The organism is Xanthomonas sp. NCPPB 1826 (assembly GCF_056725285.1).
Genome location: NZ_CM161521.1, coordinates 1,197,930 through 1,213,469, shown reverse-complemented (window position 1 = coordinate 1,213,469; position 15,540 = coordinate 1,197,930). Strand labels below are relative to the sequence as shown.

Here is a 15,540-nt window from a genome sequence, read left to right as displayed (position 1 = left end):
TGTCCTCGACGGTCAGTTACGGAACGGGAACTTGAACGCTGCCAGCAGCGCCTTCGCTTCCGCATCCGTCTTGGCGGTGGTGGTGATGGCGATATCCATACCGCGAATCGCGTCGACGGCGTCGAAGTCGATTTCCGGGAAGATGATCTGTTCCTTCACACCCATGTTGAAGTTGCCACGACCGTCAAAGGAGCGACCGGAAACACCACGGAAGTCGCGCACGCGCGGCAGCGAGATGTTGATCAGACGATCCAGAAACTCGTACATCTTGGCGCGACGCAACGTGGTCTTGCAGCCGATCGGCCAACCGTCACGAATCTTGAACGATGCGACCGAAACGCGCGACTTGGTGACCACCGGCTTCTGACCGGAGATCTTGGACATGTCGGCGACCGCATTTTCCAGAATCTTCTTGTTGGTAGCCGCCTCGCCCACGCCCATGTTGAGCGTGACCTTGACCAGCTTCGGCACTTCCATCGGATTGGTGTAGCCGAATTCCTTCATCAGGGCCGGCACCACGTTTTCCTTGTAAAACTTTTCGAGACGAGTGTTCATGATCGCATTCCTCAGGCGTCGAGCGCCTCACCGCTGGAGCGGAACACACGCAATTTGCGTCCATCCTCCAGCACCTTGAAGCCAACGCGCTCGCCCTTGCCCGTTGCCGGGTTGACGATATTGACGTTGGAGATATGGATCGACGCTTCACGCTCGACCACGCCGCCGGCGACACCCGCCTGCGGGTTCGGCTTGGTGTGGCGCTTGATGACGTTGGCATTGGAGACGATCACGCGATCGCCATCCACACGCACAACTTCACCCTGCTTACCCTTGTCCTTGCCGGTGTTGATGACGACCTGGTCGCCCTTCTTGATACGGTTAGCCATGTATATGTCCTCCGCTCACAGCACTTCGGGAGCGAGCGAGACGATCTTCATGAACTTCTCGGAACGCAGCTCGCGCGTCACCGGCCCGAAGATGCGGGTCCCGATCGGCTCCTGCTTATTGTTCAACAGCACAGCGGCGTTGCCATCGAAGCGGATCAGCGAACCGTCGGGACGGCGCACACCCTTGCGGGTACGCACCACGACGGCGTCGTAGACTTCGCCCTTCTTGACCTTGCCACGCGGAATGGCGTCCTTGACGGTCACCTTGATGATGTCGCCAATGTGTGCGTAGCGGCGCTTGGAGCCGCCCAGCACCTTGATGCACATCACTTCCTTGGCACCCGAATTGTCGGCGACATCGAGGTAGCTCTGCATCTGGATCATGATTCAGATCTCCCTTATTCGGCCGAACGGGTGACGATTTCGACCACCCGCCAGTTCTTGGTCTTGGACATTGGAGCAATCTCGGTCACACGCACGACGTCGCCTTCGTTGCAGGCATTGTCGGCGTCGTGTGCGTGGAGCTTGGACGAGCGCTTGATGTACTTACCGTACAACGGGTGCTTGACCTGGCGCTCCACCAACACGGTGACCGTCTTGTCCATCTTATTGCTGACAACACGGCCTTCGACCGTGCGCAGCGCTTGCTTTTCGTTGTTGTCGCTCATCGCGGCCGTCCTTACTTGGTGCTGCCGAGCAGGTACTTGACGCGAGCAATCTCGCGGCGCACCCGGCGGGTATCGTGGGTCTTCGGCAGCTGGCCGGTGACCTGCTGCATACGGAGCGAGAACTGCTCCTTACGCAGATCGGTCAGGTGGGCCTTCAGTTCGTCAGCCGACTTCTCGCGGAGTTGTTTGATATCCATCAGCGCACCGTCCGGGTCACGAAAGTGGTGGTCACCGACAATTTCGCGGCGGCAAGGCGGAACGCCTCACGTGCGATATCTTCGGGAATACCCTCGATTTCATAGATCATGCGGCCCGGCTGAATCTGCGCGACCCAGTACTCCACGTTGCCCTTACCGGAGCCCATGCGGACTTCGATCGGCTTCTTGGTGATCGGCTTGTCGGGGAACACACGAATCCACATCTTGCCGCCCTTCTTGACGTGGCGGCTGATCGTACGACGTGCTGCTTCAATCTGACGCGCGGTCAGCTGACCGTGCGCGGTTGCCTTGAGGCCGTACTCGCCGAAGCTGACGGCGTTTCCGCTCCATGCCAGGCCGTCGTTACGGCCCTTGTGCATCTTGCGATATTTGGTTCGCTTGGGTTGCAACATTGCCGTTACCTCGCTTCACGAGCCGGGCGCGAAGGACGGTCACCACGGTCGCCGCGATCGTTACGATCGTTGCGCGGGCTGTCGTCCTGCTTCTCCTGGCCAACCTGGGAGAAGTCAAAAACCTCACCCTTATAGATCCAGACCTTGATGCCGATGATGCCGTACGTCGTGGACGCCTCGGCAAAACCGTAATCGATGTCGGCACGTAGCGTGTGCAGCGGCACGCGGCCTTCGCGGTACCACTCCGAACGGGCGATTTCTGCACCGTTGAGGCGGCCAGCCACGTTGACCTTGATGCCCAGGGCACCCAAGCGCATCGCGTTGCCGACCGAGCGCTTCATTGCACGGCGGAACATGATGCGACGCTCAAGCTGCTGCGCGATCGACTCAGCGACCAGCTGCGCATCCAGCTCCGGCTTGCGCACTTCGGTGACGTTGATGTGGGCAGGAACACCCATCATCGCGCTCACTTCCTTACGCAGCTTTTCGATGTCCTCGCCACGCTTGCCGATCACCACGCCCGGACGGGCGGTGTGGATCGTCACGCGGGCGGTTTTGGCAGGGCGCTCGATCAAGATCTTGCTGATACCTGCCTGCGCGAGCTTCTTGCGCAGCATTTCACGCACTTTCAGGTCGGCTGCCAGGTAGGCGGCGAAGTCGGCCTTGCTTGCGTACCACTTGGAATTCCAGTCCTTGGCGATGCCAAGGCGAATTCCAGTCGGATGAACTTTATGACCCATGGTCTTTTCCTTTCCGCTTACTTGGCGGCGCCGACAATCACAGTGATGTGACTGGTGCGCTTGAGGATGCGGGTACCGCGGCCTTTCGCCCGCGCCATGAAACGCTTCAGGGAGGGACCTTCATCAACCATGATGGTCTTGACCTTCAGCTCGTCGACATCCGCGCCCTGATTGTTCTCGGCATTGGCAATAGCCGACTCCACAACCTTTTTGATCAGGTGCGCAGCTTTCTTGTCCGAGAACTTCAGCAGATTGACCGCACGTTCGGCGGACAGTCCACGCACCTGGTCAGCGACCAAGCGGGCCTTCTGCGGGGAGATGCGCGCGGTGCGCAGGATTGCTTTCGCTTCCATCGTCATCTCTCCTTACCTGCTCGACTTCTTGTCGCCACCGTGACCCTTGAAGGTCCGGGTGACGGCAAATTCGCCGAGCTTGTGGCCGACCATATTCTCGTTGACGAGCACCGGAATGTGGTTCTTGCCGTTATGCACGGCGATGGTGATGCCTACCATTTCCGGCAGGATCATCGAACGGCGCGACCAGGTCTTGATCGGCTTCTTGCTACCCGCAGCGGACTCCACCTTCTTTGCAAGGTGGTGATCGACGAACGGGCCCTTCTTAAGTGAACGTGCCATGGTCGATTAGCCCCTACGATCGCGGACGATGAATTGCTGGGTGCGCTTGTTCTTGCGCGTCTTGTAACCCTTGGTCGGAACACCCCACGGGGTGACCGGATGCGGATTACCCTGGCCAGCCTTGGCCTCACCACCACCGTGCGGGTGATCGACCGGGTTCATGGCCGCACCGCGAACGGTCGGACGAACACCGCGCCAGCGCTTGGCGCCAGCCTTGCCCAGCTTCTCGAGGTTGTGCTCGTCGTTGCCGACTTCGCCGATGGTGGCGCGGCACTCGACCGGCACCTTGCGCATTTCGCCCGAGCGCAGACGCAGCGTGGCATAGATGCCTTCGCGAGCGACCAGCTGGACGGCTGCACCGGCAGCACGTGCGATCTGAGCGCCCTTACCCGGCTTCAGCTCGATACCGTGGACCGTCGTACCGACCGGGATATTGCGCAGCGGCAGCGTGTTGCCGGTCTTGATCGGTGCGTTGGCACCGGCAATGACCTGATCGCCAGCCTTCAAGCCCTTGGGGGCGATGATGTAGCGACGCTCGCCGTCGACGTAGCACAGCAGGGCGATATGAGCGGTACGGTTCGGATCGTATTCGATCCGCTCCACACGCGCCGGAATGCCTTCCTTGTTGCGCTTGAAGTCGATGATGCGGTAGTGCTGCTTGTGGCCACCACCGACGTGACGCACGGTGATGCGGCCATGGTGGTTACGACCACCGGACTTGCTCTGCGAGTCGAGCAGCGCCGCGTGCGGTGCGCCCTTGTGCAGATCGGGAGTAACCACGCGCACGGCGGAACGACGGCCGGGAGAGGTGGGTTTGAACTTCATCAATGGCATGGGATGGACCTCAGGCCTTAGCCGTTACGTCGATGGACTGACCATCAACCAGGCGGACGTACGCCTTGCGCCAATTGCCACGGCTGCCAGCACGGTTACGGAAGGACTTGCTCTTGCCCTTGACGTTGACCACGTTGACCGCTTTGACCTTGACGTCGAACAGCTGCTCAACCGCGGCCTTTACATCGGCCTTGGTGGCTTCGTTCGAAACTTCGAAGACATACTGGTTGGAGATTTCCTGCAGGCGCGCGGTCTTTTCGGAGACTCGCGGAGCACGCAGCACGCTGAAGATTTTTTCGTTGCTGCTCATGCCAGCCACTCCTCGACCTTCTTGACCGCATCGGCGGTGATCACGACCGTATCGGCCCCGACCAGAGCGACCGGATCCAGACCCTGCACATCACGCACCTGCACATACGGCAGATTGCGGGCGGACAGATACAGGTGCTCGGACGCTTCCTCGGTGACGATCAGCGGGCGCTTGCCCACGTCCAGTCCCTTCAGCTTCTCAATCAGACCCTGGGTCTTGGTGGTTTCGACGTCGAACGCATCGACGATCATCAGGCGACCCTGGCGGTTAAGCTCAGAGAAGATCGCGCAGATGGCCGCACGGTACATCTTGCGGTTGACTTTCTGTTCGAAGCTGCGCGGCTTGGCCGCGAAGGTCACGCCGCCGCCGACGAAGATCGGAGCCGTCAGCGCGCCATGACGCGCACCGCCGCCCTTCTGCTTCTTCGACTTCTTGGTCGTGCCCGCAACTTCCGAACGCGTCTTCTGAGCCTTGGTACCAGCGCGACCGGCATTGCGATAAGCGACGACGACCTGGTGAACCAGATCTTCGCTGAATTCGCGACCGAACACGGCATCGGAGACCGAGACCTTGTTGTTGCTACCCGTGATAACGAGTTCCATCGTCATCTCTCCTTATGCCTTGCTCGCCGGACGGACGATCACGTCGCCACCAGCTGCGCCAGGCACGGCGCCGCGGATAGCAATCAGACCACGCTCGACGTCGACCTTGACCACTTCCAGGTTCTGCGTGCTTTGCTGCACGGCGCCCATGTGGCCCGACATCTTCTTACCCGGGAAAACGCGACCCGGGGTCTGGCGCTGACCCAACGAACCCGGCGCGCGATGCGACAGCGAGTTACCGTGAGTTGCATCGCCCATACGGAAGTTGTAGCGCTTGATGGTGCCCTGGAAACCCTTACCCTTGGTGACGCCCTGGACGTCGACCTTCTGGCCGACCTCGAAGATGTCCGCCTTGATTTCGCCGCCGACGGCGAAATCGCCGAGCTGCGCGTCTTCAACGCGGAATTCCCACAGGCCGCGACCCGCTTCCACCTTCGCCTTGGCGAAGTGGCCAGCAGCCGGCTTGTTGACCAGCGCGGCACGACGGGCACCAACGGTAATCTGCACAGCGCTGTAGCCGTCAGCTTCGACGGTCTTGATCTGCGCAATGCGGTTTGGAGTTGCTTCGATCAGCGTGACCGGTACCGAGCGACCGTCTTCAGTGAAGACGCGGCTCATACCAGCCTTGCGGCCTACGAAGCCCAACGAATATTTCTTCGTCATGGTCGTAGTCCTCAGGTCAACTTGATCTGAACGTCGACGCCAGCCGCGAGTTCGAGCTTCATCAGCGCGTCCACGGTCTTGTCGTTCGGGTCGACGATATCGAGCACACGCTTGTGCGTGCGGGTTTCGTACTGGTCACGCGCATCCTTGTCGGCATGCGGGGATACGAGGATGGTGTAACGTTCGATCTTGGTCGGCAACGGGATCGGGCCACGCACTTGCGCGCCGGTCCGCTTAGCCGTTTCGACGATCTCGCTGGCCGAACGGTCGATCAAACGATGATCGAACGCCTTCAACCGAATCCGGATCTTTTGTTCCGACATGACGGAAGCTTCCTTCGTTAAAAGAGCGACGGGCAAGGCCTCTGGGATACCTGCCCCGATATTCCTGACGTAGATGAAATCGCCATGCATCCTGCTGACGAGGGCATTTCCTCCGCCCAAAAACTGAGGCAGACCGGTAAACCGGCCTGCCCAGACGGAAAAGTATAATGCGCAACAAGAGCACGGTCAACAACATGTGAGTTGTTGAGTGCTCCATGCAACGCGACCTTCCCGGTCTGGCGAACACGAGCGGCATCCTGCCGTTCTTTTCGCTGTAACTCAGCGCCCTACCCAGGGACACCGAGCCGCGCATTATAGCGATGGACTTTTACCTGTGCAAGCGTCCTATTCCATCAATGCGCCCTCGTGTGCATGCCCGCCCGACCTGGCGCACAAAAAAAGGGCCGGCTTGCGCCGACCCTCCCTTTTGCAGATCCAGCGACTGAACGCCGCTGGGCCGCAGGACTTACTTGATGATCTTGGCAACCACACCGGCGCCGACGGTACGACCGCCTTCACGGATGGCGAAGCGCAGACCTTCGTCCATCGCGACCGGGTTGATCAGGGTCACGACCATCTTCACGTTGTCACCCGGCATCACCATCTCCACGCCTTCCGGCAGCTGGCAAGCGCCAGTGATGTCGGTGGTGCGGAAGTAGAACTGCGGACGGTAGCCCTTGAAGAACGGGGTATGACGGCCACCCTCATCCTTGGACAGCACGTAGACTTCGGCTTCGAACTCAGTGTGCGGCTTGATCGAACCCGGCTTGCACAGCACCTGGCCACGCTCGACGTCGTCACGCTTGGTGCCGCGCAGCAGCAGACCGGCGTTGTCGCCTGCCTGACCCTGGTCGAGCAGCTTGCGGAACATTTCCACGCCGGTGACGGTGGTCTTCTGGGTGTCACGGATACCGACGATTTCGATTTCGTCGCCAACCTTGATGATGCCGCGCTCGATACGACCGGTCACCACGGTGCCGCGGCCGGAGATCGAGAACACGTCTTCGACCGGCATCAGGAACGGACGGTCGACGTCGCGGGTCGGCTCCGGGATGAAGGTGTCGAGCGCGTCGACCAGCTTCAGGATCGCCGGCACGCCGATGTCGCTCTGATCGCCGTCCAGCGCCAGACGCGCCGAACCGTGGATGATCGGGGTGTCATCGCCCGGGAAGTCGTACTTGCTGAGCAGCTCGCGCACTTCCATTTCGACCAGCTCGAGCAGCTCGGCGTCGTCGACCATGTCGGCCTTGTTCAGGAACACGACGATGTGCGGCACACCGACCTGACGCGAGAGCAGGATGTGCTCACGGGTCTGCGGCATCGGGCCGTCAGCAGCCGAACACACCAGGATCGCGCCGTCCATCTGCGCCGCACCGGTGATCATGTTCTTGACGTAGTCGGCGTGGCCGGGGCAATCGACGTGCGCGTAGTGGCGGTTCGGGGATTCGTATTCGACGTGTGCGGTCGAAATCGTGATGCCGCGCGCCTTCTCTTCCGGCGCCGCGTCGATCGCGTCATACGCCTTGAACTCGCCACCGAAACGCTCAGCACCGATCTTGGTCAGCGCGGCTGTCAACGTGGTCTTGCCATGGTCGACGTGACCGATGGTGCCGACGTTCACGTGCGGCTTGGTGCGCTCAAATTTAGCTTTTGCCATGACTAACTACCTCTAATTGAAAAATTTGTGAGAAGCGGCTGAGCGAACTCAGCCCTTCTTGGTGACGGCGTCGGCGATGTTGGCCGGTGCCTCTTCGTAGTGGTCGAATTCCATCGAGAACGTCGCGCGACCCTGGCTCATCGAGCGCAGCGAGGTCGCATAGCCGAACATTTCACCCAGTGGAATCATCGCATTGATGATCTTGCCCGACGGGCTGTCGTCCTGACCCTGCAGCACGCCACGACGACGGCTCACGTCGCCCATCACGTCACCCAGGTAATCCTCCGGGCTGACGATTTCGACCTTCATGATCGGCTCCAGCAACACCGGGCTGGCTTTCGCAAAGCCCTGCTTGAACGCCATCGACGCAGCCAGCTTGAACGCCATTTCCGAGGAGTCGACGTCGTGGTACGAGCCGAACACCAGCTTGACCTTCACGCCCACCACCGGGAAGCCGGCGATCGGACCACTGGTGATCGTCTCGCGCAGACCCTTCTCGACCGAGGGGATGAATTCCTTCGGGATGATGCCGCCGGTGATGTCGTTGATGAAGAGGAAATCGTCCTTGACGTTGTCGCTCTTGCGATCGTCTTCGGTCATCGGCGACAGCTCGATCACCACGTGACCGTACTGACCCTTACCACCGGACTGCTTGGCGTGCTTGTAGTCGGACTTGACGTCGGACTTGCGGATGGTTTCGCGGTAGGCCACCTGCGGCTTGCCGACGTTGGCCTCGACATTGAACTCGCGACGCATACGGTCGACGATGATGTCCAGGTGCAACTCGCCCATGCCCGAGATGATGGTCTGGCCGGATTCTTCGTCGGTCTTGACGCGGAACGAGGGATCTTCCTGCGCCAGACGGCCCAGGGCCATGCCCATCTTTTCCTGGTCCGACTTGGTCTTGGGCTCCACCGCCATCGAGATCACCGGCTCCGGGAACACCATGCGCTCCAGGGTGATGACCTTGTCCTGCGCACACAGCGTGTCGCCGGTGGTGACGTCCTTCAGGCCCACGGCAGCGGCGATGTCACCAGCGCGCACTTCCTTGATCTCTTCGCGATTGTTGGAGTGCATCTGCAGGATGCGGCCCACGCGCTCTTTCTTCGACTTGACCGGGTTGTAGACCTGGTCGCCGGAGTTCAACGTGCCGGAGTAGACACGGAAGAACGTCAGCGAGCCCACGAACGGGTCGGTCATGATCTTGAACGCCAACGCCGAGAACGGCGCGGTATCGGTGGCCGGACGGGTGTCTTCCTTCTCGTCCTCATCGATACCCTGGACCGGCGGACGGTCGGCCGGCGACGGCAGCAGGTGCACGACGCCGTCGAGCATGGCCTGCACGCCCTTGTTCTTGAACGCCGAGCCGCAGAACACCGGCACGATCTCGACCTTCAGGGTGCGCTCGCGCAGACCCACCAGGATCTCTTCTTCGCTCAGGTCGCCTTCGTTGAGGTACTTGTCCATCAGGTCTTCGCTGGCTTCTGCAGCCGCCTCGACCATGAACGAACGCGCCTCGGTCGCGATCTCGACCAGATCGGCCGGGATATCGCGGTATTCGAAGGTGGTGCCCTGCGATGCGGTATCCCAATGGATCGCCTTCATCTTGAGCAGGTCGACCACGCCCTCGAAGCCGTCTTCGGCGCCGATCGGCACCTGCATCGGCACGGCGTAGGCACCCAGACGGGCCTTCAGCTGCTCGACGACCTTGTCGAAGTTGGCACCGGTACGGTCCATCTTGTTGACGAAGGCCATGCGCGGCACGGAGTACTTGTTGGCCTGGCGCCACACGGTCTCGGACTGCGGCTGCACGCCACCGACGGCGCACAGCACGAACACCGCACCGTCGAGCACGCGCAAGGAGCGCTCCACTTCGATGGTGAAGTCAACGTGCCCGGGGGTGTCGATGATGTTGAAGCGGTGCTGCGGCATGGACTTGTCCATGCCCGACCAGAACGCGGTGGTCGCAGCGGAGGTGATGGTGATACCACGCTCCTGCTCCTGCTCCATCCAGTCCATCACTGCAGCGCCGTCATGGACTTCGCCGATCTTGTGACTGACACCGGTGTAGAACAGGATGCGCTCGGAGGTGGTGGTCTTGCCGGCATCGATGTGGGCCATGATGCCGAAGTTGCGGTAACGCTCGATAGGGGTGGTGCGGGCCACGGGGAGCCTCTCAATTTCTTGGATTTCGGATGGCCGAACGCCGCCTTTCGGCGGCCTTCGGATTGGATGCGACGCGTAACGCGTCGCAAACAGCACTCAGATGGTGCTGAAGGGCCCCGTTACCAAGGCCCACGAGGTCACCAGCGGTAATGTGCGAACGCCTTGTTCGCCTCCGCCATACGGTGCGTCTCTTCGCGCTTCTTGATCGCGCCGCCACGGCTTTCCGAGGCGTCCAACAGTTCTGCAGCCAGCTTGCGCGGCATGGTGTTCTCGCCACGCTTGCGCGCGGAATCGATCAACCAGCGCATTGCCAGCGCCATGCGACGGGAGGAGCGCACTTCGACGGGCACCTGATAGGTAGCACCACCGACGCGACGCGATTTAACTTCGACAGCCGGGGCCACGTTGTCCAGTGCTTTCTGCACCAGCTCGACGGCATTCGGATTCTTTTCGCCAATGACGTCCATCGCGCCATAGACAATTTTCTCAGCAACCGACTTCTTGCCACTTTGCATCACCATATTGATGAAGCGGGCAATGGTTTCGCTGCCATGCTTTGGATCAGGCAGGACGGTGCGCTGCGGAGTAGAACCTTTACGGGACATTGGAGTGTTTCCTTAGCTCTTCGGGCGCTTGGCGCCGTACTTGGAACGACCTTGACGGCGCTTTGCGACGCCGGCGGCGTCCAGCGAACCACGGACGGTGTGATAACGCACACCGGGAAGATCCTTGACGCGGCCACCACGAATCAGGACCACGGAGTGCTCCTGCAGGTTGTGGCCTTCACCACCGATATAGCTGATGACCTCTTCCTGGTTCGTCAGGCGCACTTTGGCAACCTTACGCAGGGCCGAGTTCGGCTTCTTCGGGGTAGTGGTGTAGACGCGTGTGCAGACGCCACGGCGCTGCGGACACTTGTCCAGTGCCGGGGAGGCACTCTTGTAGGTGGTCGCTTGCCGAGGCTTGCGGACCAGCTGATTGATCGTCGTCATCAGTTGATTCTTCTGATTGAGAGGCCGAGACGGCCTTGCACGAAAACAAAGGCAGGCCGAAAAACGGCCCGCCGAGACAGGGAAGTATAGCTGGCAGGACGAAACTCCGTCAACTTCACGGAATTCTAACCCTGCTGGCCCATCCAGGGCCGGAAAACGGAGGGCCTCCTGCCCTCCTTTTCGCTTGGCTTACGGCGGTCTTGCGACCGCCGTCGGAGCGCTTACTCCTCGTCCGCGCCAGCGTCGGCCACGGCTGCGACCGGTTCGGCTACCGTCGGCTTGCCCGACAGCGTTTCCATTTCCGAGTCGGTCAGACCCGACGACTTGCGACGTCCGGCGTGATACGCCAGGCCGGTACCGGCCGGGATCAGACGACCCACGATCACGTTTTCCTTCAGACCGCGCAGGTTGTCGCGGGTGCCGCGCACGGCAGCCTCGGTCAACACGCGGGTGGTCTCCTGGAACGAGGCCGCCGAGATGAACGACTCGGTGGCCAGCGAGGCCTTGGTGATACCCAGCAGCACCGGATCGTACTTGGCCGGCAGTTCGTTGCGCTTGACCAGCCGGGCATTTTCCTCGATGACGCGCTGGCGCTCGACCTGCTCGCCGTTGAGGAACTTGCTGGTGCCCTGGTCGGTGATCTCGACCTTGCGCAGCATCTGGCGAGTGATCACCTCGATGTGCTTGTCGTTGATCTTCACGCCCTGCAGGCGGTACACGTCCTGGATTTCCTTGACCAGGTACGCGGCCAGCGGCTCGACACCCAGCAGACGCAGGATGTCCTGCGGGCTCGGCTCGCCGTCCACCACGGTCTCGCCCTTGGTCACATGCTCGCCTTCGAACACGATGATCTGGCGGTACTTCGGGATCAGCTCTTCGTGTTCCGACCCATCGGTGTCCTTGATAATCAGGCGCTGCTTGCCCTTGGTGTCCTTACCGAAGCTGATGATGCCCGAGCGCTCGGCCAGGATCGCAGGATCCTTCGGCTTGCGTGCTTCGAACAGGTCGGCAACGCGCGGCAGACCACCGGTGATGTCGCGGGTCTTGGAAGCTTCCTGCGGGATCTTGGCAACCACGTCGCCCACGCCGACGGCAGCGCCGTCCTGCAGGTTGACAATGGAGCGCGGCGGCAACAGGTACTGGGCCGGCAGATCCGTATTCGGGATCGTCAGGTCGTTACCCTTGCCATCGACGATGCGCACGATCGGGCGCAGTTCCTTGGCATGTGCACCGCGACGCTTCGGGTCGGTGATTTCGCGCGAGGCCAGACCGGTCAGTTCGTCGGTCTTCTCGATGACGGTGACGCCGTCGACGAAGTCGATGAAGCGGATGAAACCGGCCACTTCCGACACGATCGGGTGGTTATGCGGATCCCAGTTCGCCACGCCCTGCCCGGCCTTGACCGCATCACCGTCCTTGGCGGTGATGGTGGCGCCGTACGGCAGCTTGTAACGCTCGCGCTCGCGGCCATGGCCGTCGAGCACGGACAGTTCGCCCGAACGCGAGACCGCGACCAACGCGCCGCTGGCATGTGCCACCGACTTGAGGTTGTTGAACTTCACCGAACCGGTGGTCTTGACGGTGATGTTGTCCACCGCCGCCGCACGCGATGCCGCACCACCGATGTGGAACGTACGCATGGTCAGCTGGGTACCCGGCTCACCGATCGACTGGGCGGCAATGACGCCGACCGCTTCACCGATGTTGACCTGGTGACCACGTGCGAGATCGCGACCGTAGCAGCGTGCGCACACGCCGAACGAGGACTCGCAGCTGATGGTCGAACGCACCTTCACCGACTGCACGCTGGCGTCTTCCAGCTTGGCAACCCAGGCTTCGTCCAGCAGCGTGTTGCGGGTGACGATCGGCTCTTCGTCGTTGCCCGGCAGGTACACGTCCTCGGCCACCACACGGCCCAGCACGCGCTCCTTCAATGGCTCCACCACGTCGCCGCCTTCCACGATCGGGGTCATGATCAACCCTTCGGTGGTGCCGCAATCGACTTCGGTGATCACCACGTCCTGCGCCACGTCGACCAGACGACGGGTCAGATAACCCGAGTTCGCGGTCTTGAGCGCGGTATCGGCCAGACCCTTACGGGCACCGTGGGTGGAGTTGAAGTACTCCTGCACGTTCAGGCCTTCGCGGAAGTTCGCCTTGATCGGCGTCTCGATGATCGAGCCATCCGGACGAGCCATCAGGCCGCGCATACCGGCCAGCTGACGGATCTGCGCCTGGCTACCACGCGCACCGGAGTCAGCCATGATGTAGAGCGAGTTCATCGACTTCTGGTCGATGGTCTCGCCCTTGGCGTTTTCGACCTTCTCGGTACCGATGGTGTCCATCATCGCCTTGGCGATGCGCTCGCTGGTACGCGACCAGATGTCCACGACCTTGTTGTAACGCTCGCCGGCGGTGACCAGACCGGACTGGTACTGCTCCTGGATTTCCAGCACTTCGGCTTCGGCCTCGGTGAGGATGCCCTTCTTCTCGTCCGGGATCAGCATGTCGTCGATGCCGATCGACACGCCTGCGCGGGTTGCGTAGGCATAGCCGGTGTACATCAGCTTGTCAGCGAACACGACGGTGTCCTTCAAGCCCAGCAGACGGTAGCTGGAGTTGATCAGACGCGAGATGTTCTTCTTGGTCATCTCGGTGTTGGCCAGCTGGAACGGCAGGCCTTCGGGCAGGATTTCGCTCAGCAGTGCACGACCGACCGTGGTGTCCACGATTGAGGTGCCGCTGCTGCGCTTGCCGTCGGCTTCCACGTCCACCTGGGTGATGCGGACCTTGACCTTGGCGTGCAGTTCCACCACGCGGTTGTCGTAGGCGCGCTTCACTTCGCTGGTGTTGGCGAACACCATGCCTTCGCCCTTCTTGTTTTCCAGGGCGCGGCTCATGTAGTACAGGCCCAACACCACGTCCTGCGACGGCACGATGATCGGCTCGCCGTTGGCCGGCGACAGGATGTTGTTGGTGGACATCATCAGCGCACGCGCTTCCAGCTGGGCTTCCAGCGAGAGCGGCACGTGGACGGCCATCTGGTCACCGTCGAAGTCGGCGTTGAACGCAGTACAGACCAGCGGATGCAGCTGGATGGCCTTGCCTTCGATCAACACCGGCTCGAACGCCTGGATACCCAGACGGTGCAGGGTCGGCGCACGGTTCAGCAGCACCGGATGCTCGCGGATCACCTCTTCCAGGATGTCCCAGACTTCGGCTTCTTCGCGCTCGACCAGCTTCTTGGCCGCCTTGATGGTGGTGGCCAGGCCGCGACGCTGCAGCTTGGCGAACACGAACGGCTTGAACAGCTCCAGCGCCATCTTCTTCGGCAGGCCGCACTGGTGCAGCTTGAGGTACGGACCGACGGTGATGACCGAACGACCGGAGTAGTCCACGCGCTTGCCGAGCAGGTTCTGACGGAACCGGCCCTGCTTGCCCTTGATCATGTCGGCCAGCGACTTCAGCGGACGCTTGTTGGTGCCGGTGATGGCACGGCCGCGACGGCCGTTGTCCAGCAGCGCATCGACCGATTCCTGCAGCATGCGCTTCTCGTTGCGCACGATGATGTCCGGCGCATTGAGCTCAAGCAGGCGACGCAGACGGTTGTTGCGGTTGATCACGCGGCGGTACAGATCGTTCAGATCCGAGGTCGCGAAGCGGCCACCATCCAGCGGCACCAGCGGACGCAGATCCGGCGGCAGCACCGGCAACACGGTCATGACCATCCACTCCGGACGGTTGCCCGATTCCAGGAAGGCTTCGATCAGCTTGATGCGCTTGGTGAGGCGCTTGAGCTTGGTTTCCGAACCGGTGCTGGCGATTTCCTCGCGCAGGCGGGTCATTTCCGACTGCAGGTCGATCGTGCGCAGCAGCTCGTACACGGCCTCGGCGCCCATGGCGGCGTCGAAGTCGTCGTTGTACTCCTGGCGTGCGGTCAGGTACTGCTCTTCGGTCAGCAGCTGGCGGCGCTCGAGCGGGGTCAGGCCCGGCTCGGTGACCACGTAGGCTTCGAAGTACAGCACGCGCTCGATGTCACGCAGGGTCATGTCCAGCATCAGGCCGATGCGCGAGGGCAGCGACTTGAGGAACCAGATGTGCGCGACCGGCGAGGCCAGGTCAATGTGACCCATGCGCTCACGACGCACCTTGGCCAGGGTGACTTCGGTGCCGCACTTTTCGCAGACCACGCCGCGGTGCTTCATGCGCTTGTACTTGCCGCACAGGCACTCGTAGTCCTTGATCGGTCCGAAGATGGCGGCGCAGAACAGGCCGTCACGCTCGGGCTTAAAAGTACGGTAGTTGATGGTTTCGGGCTTCTTCACTTCGCCGTAGGACCACGAACGGATCAGGTCGGGCGATGCCAGCGCGATCTTGATCGCGTCGAAATCCAGCGTCTGGCGCTGTTGATTGAAGAGGTTGAGCAGGTCTTTCATTTGATATCTCCGGGTCGGAG

19 protein-coding genes are annotated in these 15,540 nt (G+C 61.5%); all 19 read right to left on the bottom strand.

The features are described 5' to 3' along the window. Positions 1–12: 12 nt before the first annotated feature. Positions 13–555 (bottom strand): 50S ribosomal protein L5, encoded by a 543-nt coding sequence (rplE, locus tag AC1PLA_RS05250; protein ID WP_010371090.1) that lies wholly within the window; start codon positions 553–555, stop codon positions 13–15. Between the two features lie 11 nt (positions 556–566). Beyond that, complete coding sequence (gene rplX, locus AC1PLA_RS05245; protein ID WP_003486696.1) at positions 567–884, bottom strand: 50S ribosomal protein L24; 318 nt, start codon at positions 882–884, stop codon at positions 567–569. 15 nt (positions 885–899) lie between these two features. Then, positions 900–1,268, bottom strand: a complete 369-nt coding sequence (gene rplN, locus AC1PLA_RS05240) for a 50S ribosomal protein L14 (RefSeq protein ID WP_003486699.1) — start codon at positions 1,266–1,268, stop codon at positions 900–902. Between the two features lie 14 nt (positions 1,269–1,282). Then, on the bottom strand, positions 1,283–1,552 hold the full coding sequence (gene rpsQ / locus AC1PLA_RS05235; protein WP_016900663.1) for a 30S ribosomal protein S17: 270 nt from the start codon (positions 1,550–1,552) through the stop codon (positions 1,283–1,285). An 11-nt stretch (positions 1,553–1,563) separates the two neighbouring features. Further along, complete coding sequence (rpmC, locus tag AC1PLA_RS05230; RefSeq protein WP_006450638.1) at positions 1,564–1,749, bottom strand: 50S ribosomal protein L29; 186 nt, start codon at positions 1,747–1,749, stop codon at positions 1,564–1,566. After that, positions 1,749–2,162, bottom strand: coding sequence for a 50S ribosomal protein L16 (rplP, locus tag AC1PLA_RS05225; RefSeq protein WP_011036127.1), 414 nt, complete (start codon positions 2,160–2,162; stop codon positions 1,749–1,751). The genes rpmC and rplP overlap by 1 nt, the downstream gene beginning before the upstream one ends. 5 nt (positions 2,163–2,167) lie before the next feature. After that, positions 2,168–2,902 (bottom strand): 30S ribosomal protein S3, encoded by a 735-nt coding sequence (gene rpsC / locus AC1PLA_RS05220; RefSeq protein WP_024938565.1) that lies wholly within the window; start codon positions 2,900–2,902, stop codon positions 2,168–2,170. A gap of 17 nt (positions 2,903–2,919) precedes the next feature. Next, the gene (gene rplV, locus AC1PLA_RS05215; RefSeq protein ID WP_002811686.1) at positions 2,920–3,255 is read right to left on the bottom strand and encodes a 50S ribosomal protein L22; all 336 of its coding nucleotides are present in this window, start codon (positions 3,253–3,255) and stop codon (positions 2,920–2,922) included. 12 nt (positions 3,256–3,267) lie between these two features. Continuing rightward, positions 3,268–3,537: a 30S ribosomal protein S19 gene (gene rpsS / locus AC1PLA_RS05210; RefSeq protein WP_005993369.1), complete on the bottom strand. Its 270-nt coding sequence runs from the start codon at positions 3,535–3,537 to the stop codon at positions 3,268–3,270. A 6-nt stretch (positions 3,538–3,543) separates the two neighbouring features. Next, complete coding sequence (gene rplB / locus AC1PLA_RS05205; protein ID WP_003486715.1) at positions 3,544–4,371, bottom strand: 50S ribosomal protein L2; 828 nt, start codon at positions 4,369–4,371, stop codon at positions 3,544–3,546. A 10-nt stretch (positions 4,372–4,381) separates the two neighbouring features. Next, a complete protein-coding gene (rplW, locus tag AC1PLA_RS05200) occupies positions 4,382–4,681 on the bottom strand; it encodes a 50S ribosomal protein L23 (RefSeq protein WP_002811694.1) in 300 nt (99 codons plus the stop codon). After that, positions 4,678–5,283, bottom strand: coding sequence for a 50S ribosomal protein L4 (rplD, locus tag AC1PLA_RS05195; RefSeq protein ID WP_016900669.1), 606 nt, complete (start codon positions 5,281–5,283; stop codon positions 4,678–4,680). Before rplD ends, rplW begins: the two co-directional genes overlap by 4 nt. 12 nt (positions 5,284–5,295) lie before the next feature. Beyond that, positions 5,296–5,946, bottom strand: a complete 651-nt coding sequence (gene rplC, locus AC1PLA_RS05190; protein WP_006450633.1) for a 50S ribosomal protein L3 — start codon at positions 5,944–5,946, stop codon at positions 5,296–5,298. A gap of 11 nt (positions 5,947–5,957) precedes the next feature. Continuing rightward, positions 5,958–6,269 (bottom strand): 30S ribosomal protein S10, encoded by a 312-nt coding sequence (gene rpsJ / locus AC1PLA_RS05185; protein WP_003486723.1) that lies wholly within the window; start codon positions 6,267–6,269, stop codon positions 5,958–5,960. Positions 6,270–6,735: 466 nt separating this feature from the next. Further along, entirely contained in the window at positions 6,736–7,926 is a 1,191-nt protein-coding gene (gene tuf / locus AC1PLA_RS05180) for an elongation factor Tu (RefSeq protein WP_024938571.1), read from the bottom strand. Between the two features lie 48 nt (positions 7,927–7,974). Continuing rightward, the gene (fusA, locus tag AC1PLA_RS05175) at positions 7,975–10,092 is read right to left on the bottom strand and encodes an elongation factor G (protein WP_024938568.1); all 2,118 of its coding nucleotides are present in this window, start codon (positions 10,090–10,092) and stop codon (positions 7,975–7,977) included. A gap of 137 nt (positions 10,093–10,229) precedes the next feature. Then, a complete protein-coding gene (gene rpsG, locus AC1PLA_RS05170) occupies positions 10,230–10,697 on the bottom strand; it encodes a 30S ribosomal protein S7 (RefSeq protein ID WP_005993356.1) in 468 nt (155 codons plus the stop codon). Between the two features lie 12 nt (positions 10,698–10,709). Next, entirely contained in the window at positions 10,710–11,084 is a 375-nt protein-coding gene (gene rpsL / locus AC1PLA_RS05165; protein ID WP_002811712.1) for a 30S ribosomal protein S12, read from the bottom strand. A gap of 221 nt (positions 11,085–11,305) precedes the next feature. Next, positions 11,306–15,520, bottom strand: coding sequence for a DNA-directed RNA polymerase subunit beta' (gene rpoC, locus AC1PLA_RS05160; protein WP_039524480.1), 4,215 nt, complete (start codon positions 15,518–15,520; stop codon positions 11,306–11,308). Positions 15,521–15,540 lie beyond the last annotated feature (20 nt).

Bases quoted from the DNA above. Each gene is read 5' to 3' on its own strand.
- rplE (WP_010371090.1), bottom strand. From the start codon at position 555: ATGAACACTCGTCTCGAAAAGTTTTACAAGGAAAACGTGGTGCCGGCC.
- rplX (WP_003486696.1), bottom strand. From the start codon at position 884: ATGGCTAACCGTATCAAGAAGGGCGACCAGGTCGTCATCAACACCGGC.
- rplN (WP_003486699.1), bottom strand. From the start codon at position 1,268: ATGATCCAGATGCAGAGCTACCTCGATGTCGCCGACAATTCGGGTGCC.
- rpsQ (WP_016900663.1), bottom strand. From the start codon at position 1,552: ATGAGCGACAACAACGAAAAGCAAGCGCTGCGCACGGTCGAAGGCCGT.
- rpmC (WP_006450638.1), bottom strand. From the start codon at position 1,749: ATGGATATCAAACAACTCCGCGAGAAGTCGGCTGACGAACTGAAGGCC.
- rplP (WP_011036127.1), bottom strand. From the start codon at position 2,162: ATGTTGCAACCCAAGCGAACCAAATATCGCAAGATGCACAAGGGCCGT.
- rpsC (WP_024938565.1), bottom strand. From the start codon at position 2,902: ATGGGTCATAAAGTTCATCCGACTGGAATTCGCCTTGGCATCGCCAAG.
- rplV (WP_002811686.1), bottom strand. From the start codon at position 3,255: ATGGAAGCGAAAGCAATCCTGCGCACCGCGCGCATCTCCCCGCAGAAG.
- rpsS (WP_005993369.1), bottom strand. From the start codon at position 3,537: ATGGCACGTTCACTTAAGAAGGGCCCGTTCGTCGATCACCACCTTGCA.
- rplB (WP_003486715.1), bottom strand. From the start codon at position 4,371: ATGCCATTGATGAAGTTCAAACCCACCTCTCCCGGCCGTCGTTCCGCC.
- rplW (WP_002811694.1), bottom strand. From the start codon at position 4,681: ATGAGCAGCAACGAAAAAATCTTCAGCGTGCTGCGTGCTCCGCGAGTC.
- rplD (WP_016900669.1), bottom strand. From the start codon at position 5,283: ATGGAACTCGTTATCACGGGTAGCAACAACAAGGTCTCGGTCTCCGAT.
- rplC (WP_006450633.1), bottom strand. From the start codon at position 5,946: ATGACGAAGAAATATTCGTTGGGCTTCGTAGGCCGCAAGGCTGGTATG.
- rpsJ (WP_003486723.1), bottom strand. From the start codon at position 6,269: ATGTCGGAACAAAAGATCCGGATTCGGTTGAAGGCGTTCGATCATCGT.
- tuf (WP_024938571.1), bottom strand. From the start codon at position 7,926: ATGGCAAAAGCTAAATTTGAGCGCACCAAGCCGCACGTGAACGTCGGC.
- rpsG (WP_005993356.1), bottom strand. From the start codon at position 10,697: ATGTCCCGTAAAGGTTCTACTCCGCAGCGCACCGTCCTGCCTGATCCA.
- rpsL (WP_002811712.1), bottom strand. From the start codon at position 11,084: ATGACGACGATCAATCAGCTGGTCCGCAAGCCTCGGCAAGCGACCACC.
- rpoC (WP_039524480.1), bottom strand. From the start codon at position 15,520: ATGAAAGACCTGCTCAACCTCTTCAATCAACAGCGCCAGACGCTGGAT.